General features: G+C 57.5%; 16 protein-coding genes. 8 read left to right on the forward strand and 8 right to left on the reverse strand.

Annotation, left to right across the window (positions count from 1 at the left end; translation table 11 throughout):
* Nucleotides 1-166: 166 nt before the first annotated feature.
* Nucleotides 167-1,036 carry a LysR family transcriptional regulator gene (locus tag ACR0IY_RS01385; RefSeq protein ID WP_480670003.1) on the reverse strand — a complete coding sequence of 290 codons (870 nt, stop codon included), beginning with the start codon at nucleotides 1,034-1,036 and terminating at the stop codon, nucleotides 167-169.
* A 219-nt stretch (nucleotides 1,037-1,255) separates the two neighbouring features.
* On the opposite strand from ACR0IY_RS01385, the gene ACR0IY_RS01390 reads away from it, so the two are divergent.
* Together ACR0IY_RS01390 and ACR0IY_RS01395 are read left to right on the forward strand one after the other, a co-directional pair.
* Nucleotides 1,256-1,507, forward strand: coding sequence for a hypothetical protein (locus ACR0IY_RS01390; protein WP_480670004.1), 252 nt, complete (start codon nucleotides 1,256-1,258; stop codon nucleotides 1,505-1,507).
* Nucleotides 1,508-1,550: 43 nt separating this feature from the next.
* The gene (locus ACR0IY_RS01395; RefSeq protein WP_480670006.1) at nucleotides 1,551-2,555 is read left to right on the forward strand and encodes a GlxA family transcriptional regulator; all 1,005 of its coding nucleotides are present in this window, start codon (nucleotides 1,551-1,553) and stop codon (nucleotides 2,553-2,555) included.
* A gap of 8 nt (nucleotides 2,556-2,563) precedes the next feature.
* Here ACR0IY_RS01395 and ACR0IY_RS01400 read toward each other — a convergent pair whose 3' ends face one another.
* The 5 genes from ACR0IY_RS01400 to ACR0IY_RS01420 all read right to left on the reverse strand — a co-directional run bounded on the left by ACR0IY_RS01400 (nucleotide 2,564) and on the right by ACR0IY_RS01420 (nucleotide 8,551).
* The gene (locus tag ACR0IY_RS01400; RefSeq protein ID WP_480670008.1) at nucleotides 2,564-3,124 is read right to left on the reverse strand and encodes a sarcosine oxidase subunit gamma; all 561 of its coding nucleotides are present in this window, start codon (nucleotides 3,122-3,124) and stop codon (nucleotides 2,564-2,566) included.
* Nucleotides 3,117-6,062, reverse strand: a complete 2,946-nt coding sequence (locus ACR0IY_RS01405; protein ID WP_480670010.1) for a sarcosine oxidase subunit alpha family protein — start codon at nucleotides 6,060-6,062, stop codon at nucleotides 3,117-3,119. Before ACR0IY_RS01405 ends, ACR0IY_RS01400 begins: the two co-directional genes overlap by 8 nt.
* Nucleotides 6,059-6,346 (reverse strand): sarcosine oxidase subunit delta, encoded by a 288-nt coding sequence (locus ACR0IY_RS01410; protein WP_480670012.1) that lies wholly within the window; start codon nucleotides 6,344-6,346, stop codon nucleotides 6,059-6,061. Before ACR0IY_RS01410 ends, ACR0IY_RS01405 begins: the two co-directional genes overlap by 4 nt.
* Nucleotides 6,347-6,359: 13 nt before the next feature.
* Complete coding sequence (locus tag ACR0IY_RS01415; protein WP_480670014.1) at nucleotides 6,360-7,610, reverse strand: sarcosine oxidase subunit beta family protein; 1,251 nt, start codon at nucleotides 7,608-7,610, stop codon at nucleotides 6,360-6,362.
* A gap of 95 nt (nucleotides 7,611-7,705) precedes the next feature.
* On the reverse strand, nucleotides 7,706-8,551 hold the full coding sequence (locus ACR0IY_RS01420) for a LysR family transcriptional regulator (protein WP_480670015.1): 846 nt from the start codon (nucleotides 8,549-8,551) through the stop codon (nucleotides 7,706-7,708).
* Nucleotides 8,552-8,658: 107 nt separating this feature from the next.
* On the opposite strand from ACR0IY_RS01420, the gene ACR0IY_RS01425 reads away from it, so the two are divergent.
* From ACR0IY_RS01425 to ACR0IY_RS01450, 6 genes are read left to right on the forward strand one after another with little or no spacing between them, the layout of a single operon-like run.
* Nucleotides 8,659-9,258, forward strand: coding sequence for an amino acid synthesis family protein (locus tag ACR0IY_RS01425; RefSeq protein ID WP_480670016.1), 600 nt, complete (start codon nucleotides 8,659-8,661; stop codon nucleotides 9,256-9,258).
* Entirely contained in the window at nucleotides 9,230-10,018 is a 789-nt protein-coding gene (locus ACR0IY_RS01430; protein WP_480670018.1) for an alpha/beta fold hydrolase, read from the forward strand. Before ACR0IY_RS01425 ends, ACR0IY_RS01430 begins: the two co-directional genes overlap by 29 nt.
* Nucleotides 10,006-10,914, forward strand: a complete 909-nt coding sequence (locus ACR0IY_RS01435; RefSeq protein ID WP_480670020.1) for a flavin reductase — start codon at nucleotides 10,006-10,008, stop codon at nucleotides 10,912-10,914. Before ACR0IY_RS01430 ends, ACR0IY_RS01435 begins: the two co-directional genes overlap by 13 nt.
* 12 nt (nucleotides 10,915-10,926) lie before the next feature.
* On the forward strand, nucleotides 10,927-11,961 hold the full coding sequence (locus ACR0IY_RS01440) for an LLM class flavin-dependent oxidoreductase (protein ID WP_480670021.1): 1,035 nt from the start codon (nucleotides 10,927-10,929) through the stop codon (nucleotides 11,959-11,961).
* A gap of 8 nt (nucleotides 11,962-11,969) precedes the next feature.
* Nucleotides 11,970-13,448 (forward strand): aldehyde dehydrogenase, encoded by a 1,479-nt coding sequence (locus ACR0IY_RS01445; RefSeq protein ID WP_480670023.1) that lies wholly within the window; start codon nucleotides 11,970-11,972, stop codon nucleotides 13,446-13,448.
* Nucleotides 13,449-13,477: 29 nt separating this feature from the next.
* Complete coding sequence (locus ACR0IY_RS01450) at nucleotides 13,478-14,344, forward strand: urea carboxylase-associated family protein (RefSeq protein ID WP_480670024.1); 867 nt, start codon at nucleotides 13,478-13,480, stop codon at nucleotides 14,342-14,344.
* Here ACR0IY_RS01450 and argE read toward each other — a convergent pair.
* Together argE and ACR0IY_RS01460 are read right to left on the reverse strand one after the other, a co-directional pair.
* On the reverse strand, nucleotides 14,341-15,498 hold the full coding sequence (gene argE, locus ACR0IY_RS01455) for an acetylornithine deacetylase (protein WP_480670026.1): 1,158 nt from the start codon (nucleotides 15,496-15,498) through the stop codon (nucleotides 14,341-14,343). The two genes, ACR0IY_RS01450 and argE, sit on opposite strands and share 4 nt — an antisense overlap.
* A complete protein-coding gene (locus ACR0IY_RS01460; RefSeq protein ID WP_480670027.1) occupies nucleotides 15,495-16,679 on the reverse strand; it encodes a M24 family metallopeptidase in 1,185 nt (394 codons plus the stop codon). Before ACR0IY_RS01460 ends, argE begins: the two co-directional genes overlap by 4 nt.
* Nucleotides 16,680-16,762 lie beyond the last annotated feature (83 nt).

A 16,762-nucleotide genomic window follows, 5' to 3' on the forward strand; every position in this document is an offset into this window, starting at 1 on the left:
TCCCCCTCCTGCGCTGGCCTTTGTGCTCTCCGTATATTTGTGTGAAGGCGGCCTATTTCGTGAATTTGGCCTAATAAGCTGTTCAAATTGTACGCACTTACAGGACAAAGTCAAAAATTTGAATTCGTTTGGAGCATCAGAAGGAAACTTGATTGAATATTGCGGGCTATGCCGTGTTTCGGAGCGGAACAGCCCCTTCAACTTCTTTGCGTATTTCCTCGATCAATGCCATCGCCGCTGGATTTCTGCGTTTCAGATGAGTGCGGACGATGTAGGCAATGCCGGGTGGATCGGGAAACAGATTATCGATCACGTCCATGTCCGGGGTGATGTGCATGCCGTTTAGCAACGCAACCCCAAGACCTGAGCGTACAGCGGATTGAATGCCTGCGGCGCTGGGGCATTCGAGCACGGTGTCGAACCGGTGCAGCCCTTGACCCATTCCCCAGTGTCGGAAGAAACATTGGCTGTCGAAGGAAAGAAACGGAACAGGTTCCGAAAGATCCACGCGAAACTCAGGTGATTTGACCCAATGCAATTCGTCCTCGAACAGAGCTAGATCGCCAGGCAGGATATCCTGGCGAAAGATCTGCATCACCGCTACGTCAAGGTCTCCGGCCTTCAACCAGGCTTGGACATTCAGGCTTTGGCTCGTGCGCGTCCGGACGTGAACGTCCGGATACAACCGTGTAAAACGCCCCAGAATTCGTGCGATTCCGCTGATGGTAGTGTCTTCGGTCATTCCCAGGCGAATGGTGCCGGACAGGGGTTTCTTTCCCAAGGAGGCCAACGCTTCGTCATGTAACTCGGTAATGCGGCGGGCATATTCACATAACCGCTGCCCTGCTTCGGTAAACAATGGGCCTCCGGCACGACGGGCGAGCAACTCGCAATCCAACGCAAGTTCAAGCCGCCTGATTTTGTGGCTTACTGCGGATTGCGACACTGCAAGATGCTCAGACGCGCGCGTCACCCCACCATGGGCTGCGATGGCCAATAGGACACGCAAGGCATCGATTTCCAGACGTTCGCTCATTCTTAATCACATGACAAAACAAGATTGCACAATGACAATCATTCATTTGTGTCACATGTTACCTTTGGTCTAGGCACAGGGAAAGCAAAATCAGGGAACCCGCATATGCCACGTCTTGCCGCCGACTTATGTCTTGACCAAAAACACATTCCAATAAACCCGCGACACTTGCGGGATGCCGTCGACCCGATCGATTTTCCGGTCCGAAAGGGCTGAGATATGGCTAATATTGAACCACATAACCGTCGAAGCCTGACGGTCATATTCGAGATCACCGGGTCCGTGCTGGCGATGGTCTATGCGTTGTTAATCGCTTCAAATACGGGAACGGAGTTACTGGGTTTTGCCTTGTTGTTTGTGTCCGCAGGCTTGTTCGCCGCGTGGGCTGTGATTGACCGCCGGTGGACTTTCCTGCTGCTTCAGGGGTTCTACGCAACCTCTGCTGTCATCGGGTTGATCCGCTGGGCGTAAACTTCGCGTAGGGTCGCTGCACATTTCCTGCTACGACGGCACCATGCGAACAGAAAATAGAATCGAGATCGGCTTTCTGCTGTTTGACGGGTTTCCGATGGCGTGTCTGACATCGGTGATCGAACCGTTGCGGGCTGCCAACGAAATCGCGGGGCAGGAAGCGTTCTGCTGGTCTTTGGTGTCCGAGCATGGCCAAAAGGTGCAATCCAGCGCCGGTGTAGGTTTCGAGGCCGAGCGCTCTCTGGTTGATTGCAAGGACGTGAGTATTCTGTTTCTTCTCAGCAGTCCAACCTCGGTTTTCGATAACTCAAACGCAGGAAATGGCGCCCTGCGCAGTCTTGGGCGGCATGGCACGGTTTTAGGTGGCATCAGTGCCGGCGTCTTTCCCTTGGTGCGGTCCGGGGTGATGCAGGGACATCCTGTATCGGTTCATTGGTGCTATGAAGCCGCTTTCGAGGCTGAATTCCCCAATATGGATGTCCGCAGTGAAGTGATCGTCAGGAATGACAGCCGTTATACTGTTTCCGGTGCGGCAGCTGGTTTTGATTTGGCGTTGCACCTGATTCAGGATCGGCTAGGCGGTGACGTTGCCCATGAAGTTGCGTGTTGGTTCCAGCATCCGATGATGCGCGGGGCAGGGGTGCGGCAGCAGGTGCCCAGCACCAATGCTCCGGGCACAGGGGACAGCCTGCCACCGCTGGTGTCGCGTTGTGTCTCGCTGTTTGCGGTGCATATGAACCAGCCGATTTCCGTCGCGGACGTGGCCCGGCAAACGGGTGTGACACCGCGCCAAGTTGAGCGGGCCTTCAAGCAGGCCACCGGCCAAAGCCCAAGCCACTATTACAGGACCATGCGTATGAAAGCCGCGCGGCAGATGGTGGTGTACACGAAAGACCCGATACCTGAGATCGCCGCTGCCGTCGGCTATGGTTCAGTCGCCCCGCTGGTGACACATTATCGCGCAGCATTTGGGTTAAGCCCAAGCGAAGATCGCCGTAGAATCAACCGCTTTCGGGTTGAAGATAACGCGCCTTTGCCATCGGTTTGATCTCTGCCCTACAGTGCAGACCGCATTGCCGTAACTATCGCATGATGCAGCGCCCCGGCAGACGAACGGGGGCCGTAAATACTGAACACCTCGGGCGACCGAAACAGTACAAAGCAGCCAATATGATGGATTGAACACCGCGCGGCGCTGCCTTCGTCGATCTTGCGCAGATCGAGCTGGCACAATAATTCCAGCACCGCCGGTAGGGCGTCGCCGCTCAGGTCAAACCGTGTCCAGGCGTCCGTTTGTTCGGTCACCGATGCAGCATCACCCACAGCCGTTTTGACCTGTTTAGCGATGTCTTCGTGCGTGTCGAAGGGAGCCTCGACCATCCACTGATCGGGCCCTGCCCAGAACGCGGTGAGCGTAGAACCTGCAAAGCGGCCAGTCTCAGGGGTAGGGGCATCAATAAGGCCGGATAAGGCGTTGTTAGCCTCGCCCTCTTTTCCCATCCGTGATGCGACTGATGCCAAAGCCACACCGGGAACTTCGGTGCATGTGACCCCGCCCACGGTGTCAATACGCGGTTCTGATCCGCCCAGAGCAGTTATCGCTACAAGATCATGCACGAAGACGTTCTCCTTCAGGGTCAATGAAATGGGCTGAGACAATCTCGACCTCGACAGTCAGGTTGGTCAGGGGAGAGACCAGTCGCATTTTCTCACCCATCCTTTCAGCACCGTTTTTCACGAGCCCCAGGCCGATATTGCTGTTGAGGATGGGCGAGTAGACGGCGGATGTGACGTAACCCTGATCATGGGTCGCATCTACAGGGCCGTCGGCATTCATCAGATGTCCGCCCGCAGTTATCTTGTCCTCTGGTGTCAGCGGTTTAATCCCGACAAGCCTCAGTACATCCGGTTCAATCAGGGCCTCACGTTCCGACAGGGTGGACCCAATGCTATCTTTCTTCTTCGATACCATTTTGCCTAGGCCGAGGTTCAGTGCGGTCGTCGTGCCGTTTAATTCACTGCCCGCCGCATGCCCCTTTTCGATCCGCATCACACCCAGCGCTTCGGTGCCGTAAGGGATCACGTCGAACTCTTCTCCTTCGGTCATCAGTCGCCGCATCAGCGCATCGCCATAGCGAGACGGAACCGCGATTTCAAAGGCCAGTTCGCCCGAGAATGAAATTCGGAACAATCGGGCCCGTAGCCCACCACAAACAGTGATGTTGCCGCAGGCCATAAACGGGAAAGCTTCGTTCGAGATGTCGAACGCAGGATCCACGATCTTTTGCAGCAGCTTGCGGGAGTTGGGACCAGCCACAGCGTATTGCGCCCATGCCTCGGTGGTCGAGATCAGTTGCACATCCATATCTGGGAACAGGCACTGGCGCGCAAATTCCATGTGTCGATAGACGCTGACTGCGTTTGCCGTGGTTGTAGTGACCACGAAATGATCCTCGGCCAACCGCGCAGCGGTGCCGTCGTCCATGACCATGCCATCCTCGCGCAGCATCAGGCCGTACCGCGTTTTCCCGACAGCCAGTTTTGCAAATCCGTTGGCGTAGATACGGTTCAGAAACTCTGCCGCATCGGTACCCTGAACGTCGATTTTTCCCAGCGTGGTGCAGTCACATACCCCGACCGAGTCACGGGTCTGGCGCACTTCGCGATCTACGGACTCGCGCCAATGTGTCTCGCCGGGCAGGGGGAACCACTGCGCGCGCAACCAATTGCCGACTTCGACAAACACAGCGCCGCGTTCCTTGGCCCAATAGTGCGAAGGCGTCAGGCGCGTTGGGTGAAAATCCTGCCCTTTCATGCGACCAGCGAAAGTTGCAATCGGTACCGGAGTGTAGGGCGGGCGGAATATAGTTGTCCCGGTTTCAGGGATCGACTTGCCCGCGACCTCGGCCATGATTGCCAGCCCGGTGATGTTCGAGGTCTTGCCCTGATCGGTTGCCATGCCCAACGTAGTGTAACGTTTCAGATGCTCAACCGATCGGAACCCTTCCTGATAGCTTAGCTTCACGTCTTTGACGGTTACGTCGTTTTGCTGATCCACCCAGGCACGTTTGCAGCCCTGAACATACCAGAAAGGTTTTTGCGCGACCGGGGCGTCTTCGGCTTCGGGCAGGTCGGGAAAGGCACTGGCCAATTCAAGTGCTTTGACGGCACCTTCAGCGCCGGTCTGCAGGGCCCCATGCGTGGACATCACGCCATTCGCCGCGCCCGCGACTGTCAGACCAACGGGCAGGTTCCCTCCGGGGACAAAGGCCGCCAGCGTTTCGTTCCAAACCGGGCGCACGCGTTGGTGACAAGTCAGATGCACATTTGGGTTCCAACCGCCCGACACGCCCAGCGCGCCGCAATCAAGCGTGCGCGTCGACCCGTCGGCTAGGGCAACTTCGACAAAACTCAGACCGTGGCGACCCTTGGTGTCAGTCACTTGCGCGCCACCCAGAACCTCATAGTCATAGCTGGTCGGAGCATCCTCGCGTACATCTATGACAGCAGCGATCTTGACGCCCTTGGCGTGCAGGTCAGCGGCGGTGCGGTGACCGTCGTCGTTGTTGGTAAAGATTGCCACGCGCTGAGATGCTGTAACAGCGAACCGGTTGGCATAGGTCCGCAAAGCGCTTGCCATCATAATGCCAGGGCGGTCGTTATTCTCGAAAGCAATCGGGCGCTCGGTGGCACCGGCGCAGAGCAATGCCTTTTTCGTATAAATGCGCCAAAGGATCTGACGGGGTTTGCCTACGGGTAGAGAGGGCAGGTGATCCCCGGTCCGTTCAACCGCGCCGTAAATACCGTGATCGAACGCGCCGATGACAGTCGTGCGCGGCATTAGTCGGACGTTGGGCAGGGATGACAGCTCTGCCACGGCCTGCTGCGCCCAATCGGAGGCGTTTTGATCGCTCAGCGTAAATTTCTCGCTGTTCAGACGGCCGCCGAGGGTGAAATCCTCGTCAGCCAGAATAACATCAGCACCGGCGCGACCGGCGGTCAGGGTGGCCATCAGCCCGGCAGGTCCGGCACCGATGATCAGCAGATCACAGTGACGAAAACCCTTGTCGTATTCGTCCGGGTCATCCTCCATCGACAACGAACCCAACCCCGCGGCGCGGCGGATCACGGGCTCATACAGCTTTTCCCAGAACGCGGCGGGCCACATGAACGTCTTGTAGTAGAACCCGGCAGACAAAAAGTTCGAGAAAAGGTCGTTCACCGCCAGCGCGTCGAATTTCAGACTGGGCCAGCGGTTCTGAGACTGCGCCTCAAGGCCGTCGAACATCTCAATCGTGGTGGCGCGGGTATTGGGTTCCTTGCGGTTGCCAGTGCGCAGTTCAACTATACCATTGGGCTCCTCGGACCCGGCGGTCAGCAGGCCGCGCGGTCGGTGATACTTGAAAGACCGCCCGACTAGACGCACACCGTTCGCTAAAAGAGCTGAGGCCAGTGTGTCACCCGGATGGGCGGTGTAACTGCGGTTATCAAAGCGAAATTTCAGTGTTGTGCTTCGGTCGATCTGCCCGCCACTTAGCCGGTTTTCTTGCGTCATTTGGATCGCCCTCTCGCGCGGGCCACGTCGCGGGCCAGTTCCACCTTTGAAATCTCATGCGTCAGTGTGTTTCGCGTCACGACCAGCCAGGATCGATCACCGGCCTCGTGAAACCAAAGCTCGCGGTGTTCTCCTGCCGGGTTGTCGCGCAGGTAGCCATATTCATAGAACGCTTCAGCCGCGTTCTCGGTCTGCCAGTCTGGGCGGTCGATTAGCGAGGCATCGCCCAGATAAACGAACTCGGATGCGTCGCGCGGGCCCAGCAGGGGATGGTTGATGATCAAGTCCGTGGTCCCCTCAGTGCAGGTTGGGCTGATTGCCCACGCCTTTTTCGTCAATCATCCGACCAGTGCGGAACCGGTCAAGGCGATAGGCAGTTGCGACGGGGTGCGGTTCATCCTTTGCCAGCAAATGCGCAAAGCAATGTCCCGAGGCCGGGGTCGCCTTGAAGCCGCCATAGCACCAGCCGCCGTTGAAATAGAGCCCCTCGACCGGAGTGCGGTCGATGATGGGCGAGCCGTCCATCGACATGTCCATGACACCGCCCCACATCCGCAACAAACGGGCGCGGCCTATCATCGGCATCAGGGCCATTCCGCCCTCGCAGACATCCTCGACCACAGGAAGGTTGCCACGTTGCGCGTAGGTATTGTAGCCGTCGATATCGCCACCAAAGACCAGACCACCCTTGTCGGACTGGCTGACATAGAAATGTCCCGCACCAAATGTGATGACGCTGGGCAGGACAGGTTTCAGCCCTTCGGAAACAAAGGCCTGCAATACGTGGCTTTCAATAGGCAGCCGCATGCCAGCCATCCCCATCACGCGCCCCGAGCTGCCTGCAACGGCGCAACCAACCTTGTTTGCGCCGATAAAGCCTTTCGTGGTTTCAACGCCCAGACATTTTCCGCTTTCGATCCGCAGACCCGTGACCTCGCAGTTCTGGATAATATCGACGCCGTGCATGTCTGCAGAGCGGGCAAAACCCCAAGCCACCGCATCGTGGCGGGCAGTACCTGCGCGACGCTGAACCAAGCCTCCTTTGATCGGAAATCGGGCATCGTCAAAATTCAGGTAAGGGTGTTCCTTGCGAACCTGATCGGCGTCCAGCAATTCTGCATCCGCGCCGTGCAGGATCATCGCATTGCCGCGCCGTGTATAGGCGTCCCGTTGGCCGTCCGTGTGAAACAGGTTGAGAATTCCGCGCTGGCTCATCATGGCGTTGTAGTTCAGGTCCTGCTCAAGCCCTTCCCACAACTTCATTGAGAATTCATAGAACGGCTCATTTCCGTCCAGCATATAGTTCGAGCGGACAATCGTCGTGTTCCGCCCCACATTGCCGCCGCCGATCCATCCCTTTTCGACTACGGCAACGTTGCGCTGACCATATACCTTGGACAGGTAGTGCGCCGTGGCCAGCCCATGACCGCCCCCGCCGATCACGATTATGTCGTAATGCGCCTTTGGTTCGGGGTCACGCCAGACCGGTTTCCACCCTTTGTGGCCGGTAAGCGCCTCTTTGATGACTCGAAAGCCTGAATATCGCATGAATCGGACCTTTTTGGGCAGAATTCACGAATTTCAGACGTTTGGATACGCTCAGATGCGACATCGACATGTCTGAATCAGACGCGGACAAGGTGTCACTGACATATTGTTCGGGAAAACCAGTCGACGAATGAGTTCACCTCTGGCGACGTTCGCTGGACCGCCAGAAAATATCCCTGCGCCGCCGGGGCTGTTTCTTCTGCGGCAAGGGTAACCTGACCGCTGCGTAGCGCGTGTGCCGCGACCAAAGTGTTCACCAGCGCCACGCCGTTTCCAGTTGTGGCAAGTTGCAGGGCCAGTCCGTAAGAGTCGACAAAATATGTTGGATTGTGAACCGGATGGCCAGTGGACTCGGCCCAAGAAGACCAGTTGTCCGAAGTTCCGACCGGTTCGATCAAAGGCAAGTCCTGGAAGGGAGACGTAAGGTCTGGCGATTTCACGGCGACCAGATGATTGGGCGTTAACGGGGTTGCGTCCTGTCCAACCTGTTTCCCAGATCCATACCGGATTTCTACATCGGCCCGTGAGGCGGCATATTCGTCCGGCCAGATCGTACTAACAAAACCCAAAGATGCGTCGGGATGCTCTGATTGAAACCGAGAAAGAGCCGGGGATATCACCCACTCGATAATACTGATCGAGGCCGCGATGGTAACGTGCTTTGCGCGTTCTTCCGTCAGGTAGGGCGAGGCGGCAGTCTGCAGTATTTCCAGTGCAGCTTCGACCTGTGGCAACAACTTGCGCCCCTCATCGGTCAGTGACAGCCCCCTTGCGTGCCGATGAAACAGGACAACGCCAAGCCGTGTTTCCAACGATCTGATCTGTTGGCTTACCGCAGATTGCGTCAGCCCGATTTCATCCGCCGCAGCGGTCGAGCTTAGGCGCCGGGCAGCGGCTTCGAAGGATCTGAACCATGTGAGTGGGGGCAGGGATTTTGACATTGGTAACCTACATATTAGACTCATTAATACCTAAGGCCAAAGTTCTTTCGTTTGTCAAAGCCGCCGGTCGTCAGAGATAGTTCCCAAGTCTAAAAAGAGGGAACACCGTGCAGCCGAATATTCGAAAATTCGTAACCTACGACGAAGAGGTTCTGATTGAGGGTTTTCGCCAGGCAGAACGCCCTTGGCGCATGTTTGCAGTGGCTGCCGTAGTGACCAATCCTTGGGCCGGGCGCTATGTCGATGACCTGAGGTCGGAAATTCTGGCCTATGGCCCGGTGCTGGGTCAGGAACTGACCAGCCGTATGATCGCATTGGCGGGCAGCGGTGAAGCGATCGAAGCCTATGGCAAGGCTGCCGTGGTGGGGCTGGATGGTGAAGTCGAACACGCCTCTGGCCTGATCCACACGCTGCATTTCGGCAATATCTTCCGGCAAGCCGTTGGGGCAAAATCATATTTGTCTTTCACAAACACGCGCGGAGCGGCTAACGCTCCGATCATGGTGCCGTTGATGGACAAGAACGATGCAGGGCGCAGGTCACATTATCTGACGTTGCAATTTGCCATTCCCGACGCGCCACGTGCGGACGAGATCGTTGTGGTTCTGGGAGGCGCAACCACCGGTCGACCACACCATCGTATCGGAGACCGCTATCAGGATTTGAAGGATCTGGGCCATGACGTGGACAACCCGGCCTCGGTCTGAATTCGGCGGGTTGTCTGCGGTCAACGCGGGTTCGGGACCCCTTGTAATTCTGTTGCACGGCGTCGGTTTGAGGGCCGAGGCGTGGGGAGGGCAGATCGAACCGCTGGCTGCTGCCGGATACCGCGTTTTGTGCCCGGATATGTCCGGGCACGGCAACACCGCGTTTACTGATCCCGGTGGTTTGGATGGCTATGCCGCGTCAGTCGCGGCGTTGGTAAACGAACCCGCCGTACTAGTCGGCCATTCGATGGGAGCGCTTATTGCGATGCAGATCGCGGCCAGTGGCAATCCCAATGTCAGGGGGGTTGCAGCCCTGAACGCCATTTTTCGACGACCTGCCTCTGCTCGGCAGGCTGTCATCGAACGGGCGCGGGCTTTGGACGAGCGCCACAAGAATGATCCTTCTGTCACGTTACAGCGATGGTTTGCTGATGATGCATCGGAAGAACGCGACGCCTGCACACGTTGGCTGCATGAGGTCAACCCGGTGGCCTATAAAGCTGCCTACACTGTATTCGCCGAAAGCGACGGCCCGACCGACGCAGAACTGTCCCGAATTCAATGCCCGGCCCTGTTCCTGACGGGCGCGGGTGAACCGAACTCAACCCCGGAAATGTCCCGGAAATTGGCAGGTATGACACAGCAGGGGCGCGCCGAGATAGTCGCCGATGCGGCTCATATGATGCCGATGACCCACGCATCCGAGGTTAACACACTCCTGCTGCGTTTTCTGTCGGAGGTACTGCCATGTCCACGCTAGACCCGCGCGCCTTGCGCGATGCTTTCGGCAGTTTCATGACTGGCGTTACCGTGGTGACTACGCGAGATCAGGCGGGGTCTCCGATTGGGTTTACGGCCAACTCGTTTTCGTCTGTGTCACTTGATCCGCCGCTGTTGTTGGTCTGTCCTGGCAAATTTCTTTCCAGTTATAAGGTGTTCTCGGGCTGCAGTCACTTTGCGGTCAACATACTGGCTGAGGGTCAGCAAGAGGTTTCGAACACCTTCGCGGGATTCAAGGGGGATCGGTTTGCGAAGGTGGCCCACAGTAAAGGGTTTCAGGACTTGCCTTTGATTGATGGAGCATTGGCCCAGTTTTGTTGTGAAACGCACCAGATTGTCCCCGCCGGTGATCACACCGTTCTGATCGGTCGCGTGGTCGAATTCTCACACGCTGCGGGCGATGGTCTGGGATATGTGGGCGGATCGTATTTCAGCCTTGGCCTTGAACGCGAGATGGACGCCACGGTTCCAACGCTTTGTGGGGCGATCATCGTTCATGATGGCAAGGTTCTTTTAGAGCGTAAGAAAGGCCTGTTCTGCCCGTTTCAGGTCAGCGGAGCCGAGCCCGGCGGTCAACGCAATCGTCTTGCGCAGGAACTTTCCCAAAGCGGCATCCCCGCACGGATCGAACAGGTTTATTCCGCGTTCAACGATGCCGAGACAAAGCTGCACTATACGTTCTTTCTGGCGACTGCCGAACAGGGCTTTCTTCCTGATAATGCTGTATGGGTGGCCGCCGCCGATCTGCCGGGGCTGACCTACGTCAACTCGGGCATTCACCACATGATGACACGCTATGCGCGCGAGGCTCAGACAGGGGATTTTGCCCTCTATTTGGGTGATGCGGAGCGCGGCGAAGTTCACAGTTTTCGTTAAAGGAGCTCATCGATGGAGTTTTCGCTGTTTGCCCACATGGAGCGTCTGACACCCGATCAGCCCCATGATGTTTTGTACGATGAATTCGTCGGTCTTGCGAAAATGGCCGACCAAGGTGGCATGCGCGCAGTTTGGACGGGGGAACATCACGGGATGGAGTTCACAATTGCCCCCAACCCGTTCCTGTCTTTAGTCGATCTGGCACATCACACCAGCAATGTGCAGCTGGGAACCGGAACGGTGATCGCGCCGTTTTGGCATCCGATCAAACTGGCGGGTGAGGCAGCAGCAGCAGATCAGATCACCAAAGGCCGGATTGAATTGGGCATCGCGCGTGGCGCCTATTCCTTTGAATACGAACGCCTGATGCCGGGGATGGATGCCTGGGAAGCCGGGCAGAGGATGCGAGAAACCACTCCGCTCTTGCCGCAGATATGGCGGGGGGATTGTTCCCATGAAGGAGAGTTTTATTCCTTTCCGGCCACGACCTCGGCCCCGAAACCGTTTCAGGACGGCGGCCCGCCTATTTGGATTGCCGCACGCGATCCCAATAGCCATGAGTTCGGCGTCCACAATGGATTCAACATCCAGGTCACGCCGTTGTGGCAGGGCATGGAAGAGATCGAGACCCTGATGGGGCGCTTCAACGATGCCTGCACCTCCTACGCCGGACCACGCCCCAAGATCATGCTATTGCATCACACATATGTTGGCGCAGACGACGATGATGTGGCGCGGGGTGTGCAGGATTTGCGGCGCTATTACAATTATTTCGGTGCGTGGTTCCTGAACAAGCGCCCAATACAGCAAGGCCTGATTGAGCCGATATCCGAGGCTGAAATGGACGCTAACCCGATGTATACCTACGAAAAACTGGGCCGAGATTTAACCGTCGGTACAGCGCAACAGGTGATCGACCGGATCAAACGTTACGAGGATCTGGGTTATGATGAGTTTTCGTTCTGGGTCGACAGCGGCATGACCAACGACCGCAAACGCGCCTCGCTGGCGCGGTTCATCGACAATGTTATGCCTGCCTTTCAGTGAGGACCACCATGGGAAATCTACCACATTTTCAATTGTTCATTGATGGGGAATGGACCGAGGGTGCAGACGCACAAGTCATGACCTCGGAAAATCCCGCAACCGGGCAAGGCTGGGCCACATTTTCTTGTGCCTCGGCCAGTGACGTTGACCGTGCCGTATCGGCGGCCAAACGGGTTCTGGACGATCCGGCGTGGCGCGACATGACGCAAACCGCACGCGGTAAACTGCTATACCGGCTGGCCGATCTGGTGGCCGAACATGCCCCCCGACTTGGTGAGTTGGAAACGACAGATAGCGGCAAACTGCTGGCAGAAACGTCCGCTCAGACTGGGTATGTGGCGGATTACTACCGCTATTTCGCAGGGCTGGCGGATAAGGTCGAAGGCACCGTGCTGCCCATCGATAAGCCCGATATGCACGTGTTCACGACCCGTGAACCTATCGGAGTCGTCGCGGCCATCGTGCCTTGGAACGCGCAGATGTTTCTGACGGCTACCAAGCTGGGCCCTGCATTGGCCGCAGGATGTTCGATTGTATTGAAAGCCTCCGAAATTGCGCCCGCGCCGATGTTGGAGTTCGCGCGACTGATCGAACAGGCGGGTTTTCCGCCCGGTGTCGTATCGGTCATCACCGGAGACGCTGAAAACTGCGCCATTCCGCTGACGCGCCACTCGGACGTGGACAGGATCGCCTTTACTGGTGGTCCCGAGACAGCGCGGCATGTGGTAAGGAACTCGGCCGAGAATTTCGCTGTGACCTCACTGGAGCTGGGCGGAAAGTCTCCGATCCTCGTGTTTGAGGACGCCGATCTGGACGGAGCGGCCAACGGTTTAATCGCCGGGAATTTTGGGGCCTCTGGTCAGAGCTGCGTGGCAGGAACGCGCGGTCTGGTGCATAGGTCCATTCTGGAGTCGTTGATTGAGAAGGTCGAGCAAAAGGCCAGCGCGATCCGATTGGGGGATCCACTGCATTCGGACACGCATGTGGGTCCGCTGTGTACGGATGCGCAGCTTCGCCGGATCGAAGACACTCTGATCAAGGCTCAGGGGCAGGGCGCTGTGATCCGTTTTGGGGGTGAGGTTGCAGATCGACCTGGGAATTACATGACGCCCACGCTGGTTCAGTGCGCCTCACCCGAAACCGAAACTCTGAAGGTTGAGATGTTTGGGCCGGTGATGTCCTTGCTGCCTTTCGACACAGAGGAGGAGGCAATCGCACTGGCGAACAGCACGCCCTATGGGCTGGGCTCGGGCGTGTTTACGCAGAATCTGGCGAGGGCGCACCGGGTGTCAAAACGGGTAAGGGCGGGGATTTGCTGGGTAAATACCTATCGCGCGATTTCTCCGATTGCACCGTTTGGCGGGTTCAATCAATCAGGCTATGGGCGCGAGGCGGGGGTCGAGGCGATCCTTGACTATACCCGCACCAAAACCACCTGGATCAGCACTGCGCAAGAGCCGATGGCGAACCCGTTCGTAATACGCTAAGCCTGTGTGAAAGCAGGGGGAGTGCGTTGATGAAACTGGAAATACCGAACTTCGAAGCACCAACGGATGCGGACAAACGCAAGGCTATCCCTCCTGTTATCTGCTATCCGCCGGAAACGCTCGAGCAACCTGACCTGACCGCGCTAGGCAAACTGCGTCAGGGGGCCAGCAAGACCGCCGAGGCCACAGCAGCCCCGCGTGATGCCGCCTGTATCGAAGTGCCCGCCGGTGCATTTGTGCGGGTGGTTTCGGTTGATGGCCCGCAGGTCGGTGATCTGAACATGTGGAACAAGCACGACCTGACCGAGCGGTTTTATTCGGGTAAAACCCGAGCGCTGCATGGCACGCACCTGACGACCGGGGATCGCATGTGGTCGAGCTTTCCAAATATGCGTCCTATGGCGACGATCGTGAACGATACATTGGATTGGTACGGTTTCGACGCCTATGGCGGTTCGGTTCATGATGTGATCGGGACGCGCTGTGATCCCTACACGGGCCGGTTGCTATCGGGTGGCGACTATCACTATTGCTGCCACTCCAATCTGACCCGCGCGCTTGCCAGTCATTGCGACCTGCCGTTACACAAGGCCGAGATGCATGTGCATGACGTTTTGAACGTGTTTATGTGCACCGGTTTCACCCGTGATACCGGTCAATATTTCATGAAAGCCAGCCCGGTACGCCCCGGCGATTATCTGGAGTTCTACGCCGAGATTGACCTAATTGTGGGCCTATCTGCCTGTCCGGGAGGCGACTGTTCATCCGAGCATTCGTCGGATACTGCCGCCTGTTATCCACTGGTCATGGAGGTCTATGATCCGGGTGAGCACGCCCGCGCCGCCCATGTACAGCCACTGCCTTCAGCCTATAACCGGACGCATGGTGCGGGCTAAGCGATCAGGCGACGGCCCAGCCGGTTCAGCATTCGGCAACACAGGTCGAGCTGTTCAATCTCGACATACTCATCTGCTTTGTGCGCTTGGGTGATTGAGCCGGGTCCACACACAATCGCGTGCGTGCCCAGCTTCTGAAACAACCCGGCCTCGGTGGCGAAAGCTACGACACCGGTGCCGTTGGCACCTGTCAGTTCGGCCACAAGTTCACGGGCGGCGTTTTCCTCCATAGGCTCAAGCCCTTCGACTTCGGCGACCGCTACCTGCGAGATGCTGGCCTCGGGGTGAACCGCTTGCATTTCCGGCAACAAAGTGTGTTTCACATATTCCGACATGGTCTGCCTCACCAGATCGGCATCGCTGGACTGAACGGGGCGCATTTCCCAGGCGATCTCAGCCTTGCCGGCGATGACGTTATGCGCAACGCCGCCGGCAATGCGCCCGATATTGACCGTGGTCCAGGGTGGCTCAAATGGGCTGCCCTGGGGCGCGCGCGATTTCAGGATATGACGCAATTCCAGAAGCTTACCAATATATCGCGCAGCATATTCAGCGGCGTTGACGCCGTCATCAGGGGCCGAGCTGTGACCTTCTAGACCAACAAAACTGGTGGTGTACTCGAAGCAACCCTTATGTCCTTCGATCACCCGCATCTCGGTTGGTTCGCCGATGATGGCGATGTCCGGAACGATGCCCCGTTCGGACAGATCATGAACGAGGTTCTGCGCACCCAAACAACCGGTTTCTTCGTCATAGGTGAACGCAAAGTGCAGCGGCTGTGTCAACTTGCTTGTGTCTATTGTCTCGGCAAATGCCAATGCCGCAGCGATGAACCCTTTCATGTCGCAAGTGCCTCGACCATAAAGCTTGCCTTCCCGTTCGGTCATCTGAAATGGATCTGAGGTCCAGTCCTGATCGGCCACGGGAACCACATCCGTGTGGCCCGACAGAAGGATACCGCCGGGCATGTGCGGCCCCAGCGTGGCGAATACGTTGGCCTTCGCTCCGGTCGCGTCTCGCGTTTCTATGCAGCGGGCCCCCAGCGCTTCGAGGAGTTCTGTCAAATAGCGAATGATCTCAAGATTGCTATCGGCGGACACCGTTTGAAAGGCAATCAGATCTGCGAGGATGTTTTGGGTTCTTTGCAGGGTCATGGCTTTACGAACAGTTTGCGGGGCCGGTTGCAAAAGCACTCGGCGGGTCCGGTTTCGGTAATCAGGATCGACTCGGTAATCTCAAGGCCCCAGTCGTCCATCCAAAGGCCGGGCATGAAATGAAAAGTCATGCCGGGTTCCAATATGGATTCGTCCTCGGGGCGCAGTGAAATCGTGCGCTCGCCCCAATCCGGCGGATAGCTGAGGCCAATCGGATAGCCGCACCGCGCACCGCGTTCTATCCCGGCGCGTTCCAGAGGAGCGGCCAGCGCCAGCGCAATGTCTCGTGCCTGATTACCCGCACGGGCAGCGTGCAGCCCGGCTTCGAGCCCTTCGACAAGGGCAGCCTCGGCTCGCAGCAGGTAATCGGGAGGCTGACCCAGAAAGACCGACCGGCAAAACGGTGCGTGATAGCGGCGGACACACCCTGAAAGTTCGAAAAACGTGCACTCACCCGATTTGAACGGGGCACCATCCCATGTCAGATGCGGTGCGGCGGCATCCGGTCCCGAGGGCAGCAAGGGTACGATAGCAGCATAATCCCCCCAGTCTTCGCCAATGCCCGAAATCGCATCGTGATAGATCTGTGCGACCAGTTCATTCTTGCGTAGGCCAGGTTCTATTCGGTCAATCACTCGGTCGATGACATGTTCCGAGATGCGCGCAGCCTTGCGTATGAGCGCGATTTCTTCATCGGATTTCACCGCGCGTTGCCAATTGACCAGTGCATTCGCATCGACCAGTTCAGCGTGTGGTAACTCGGCCTCCAAGGTCAGATGCGCTTTGGCCGAATAATAATAATTGTCCAGCTCAACACCGATCCGTCCCGAAGCGAGGCCGCAGTCGCGGATTAAGTCGGCGAGGTCTTGCATCGGGTGGCGGACAGTGGATTGCACATAGTGGTCCGCATAGCCACGAATCCGGTTGTCCGGCATCCAAACCGTGCGCCGCGCACCGTTGGCATCCTGATTGCGGCCCCACCAGATCGGATCGTGGTCATGCAAAACCAAAACGCCCTGATGTACGTAAAACGACCAACCCTCGTAACCGGTAAGCCAGGCCATGTTGGACGGATCCTCGACAAATAGGGCGTCCAACCCTGCGGCAGACATGGCGGCACGTGTCTTTGCCAGGCGGCGGTCGTATTCGGCCATGGTGAAGGCCGGGTGGGCATGGGCCATAGACTGCTCCTGAGGTGACCGAGTTTTGTTGACAGAACTGGACGAATCCGATCACGTCAATGGGCAACTCAGGAAAGACGCTC

The sequence above is a fragment of the Ruegeria sp. BC1 genome, assembly GCF_056539305.1.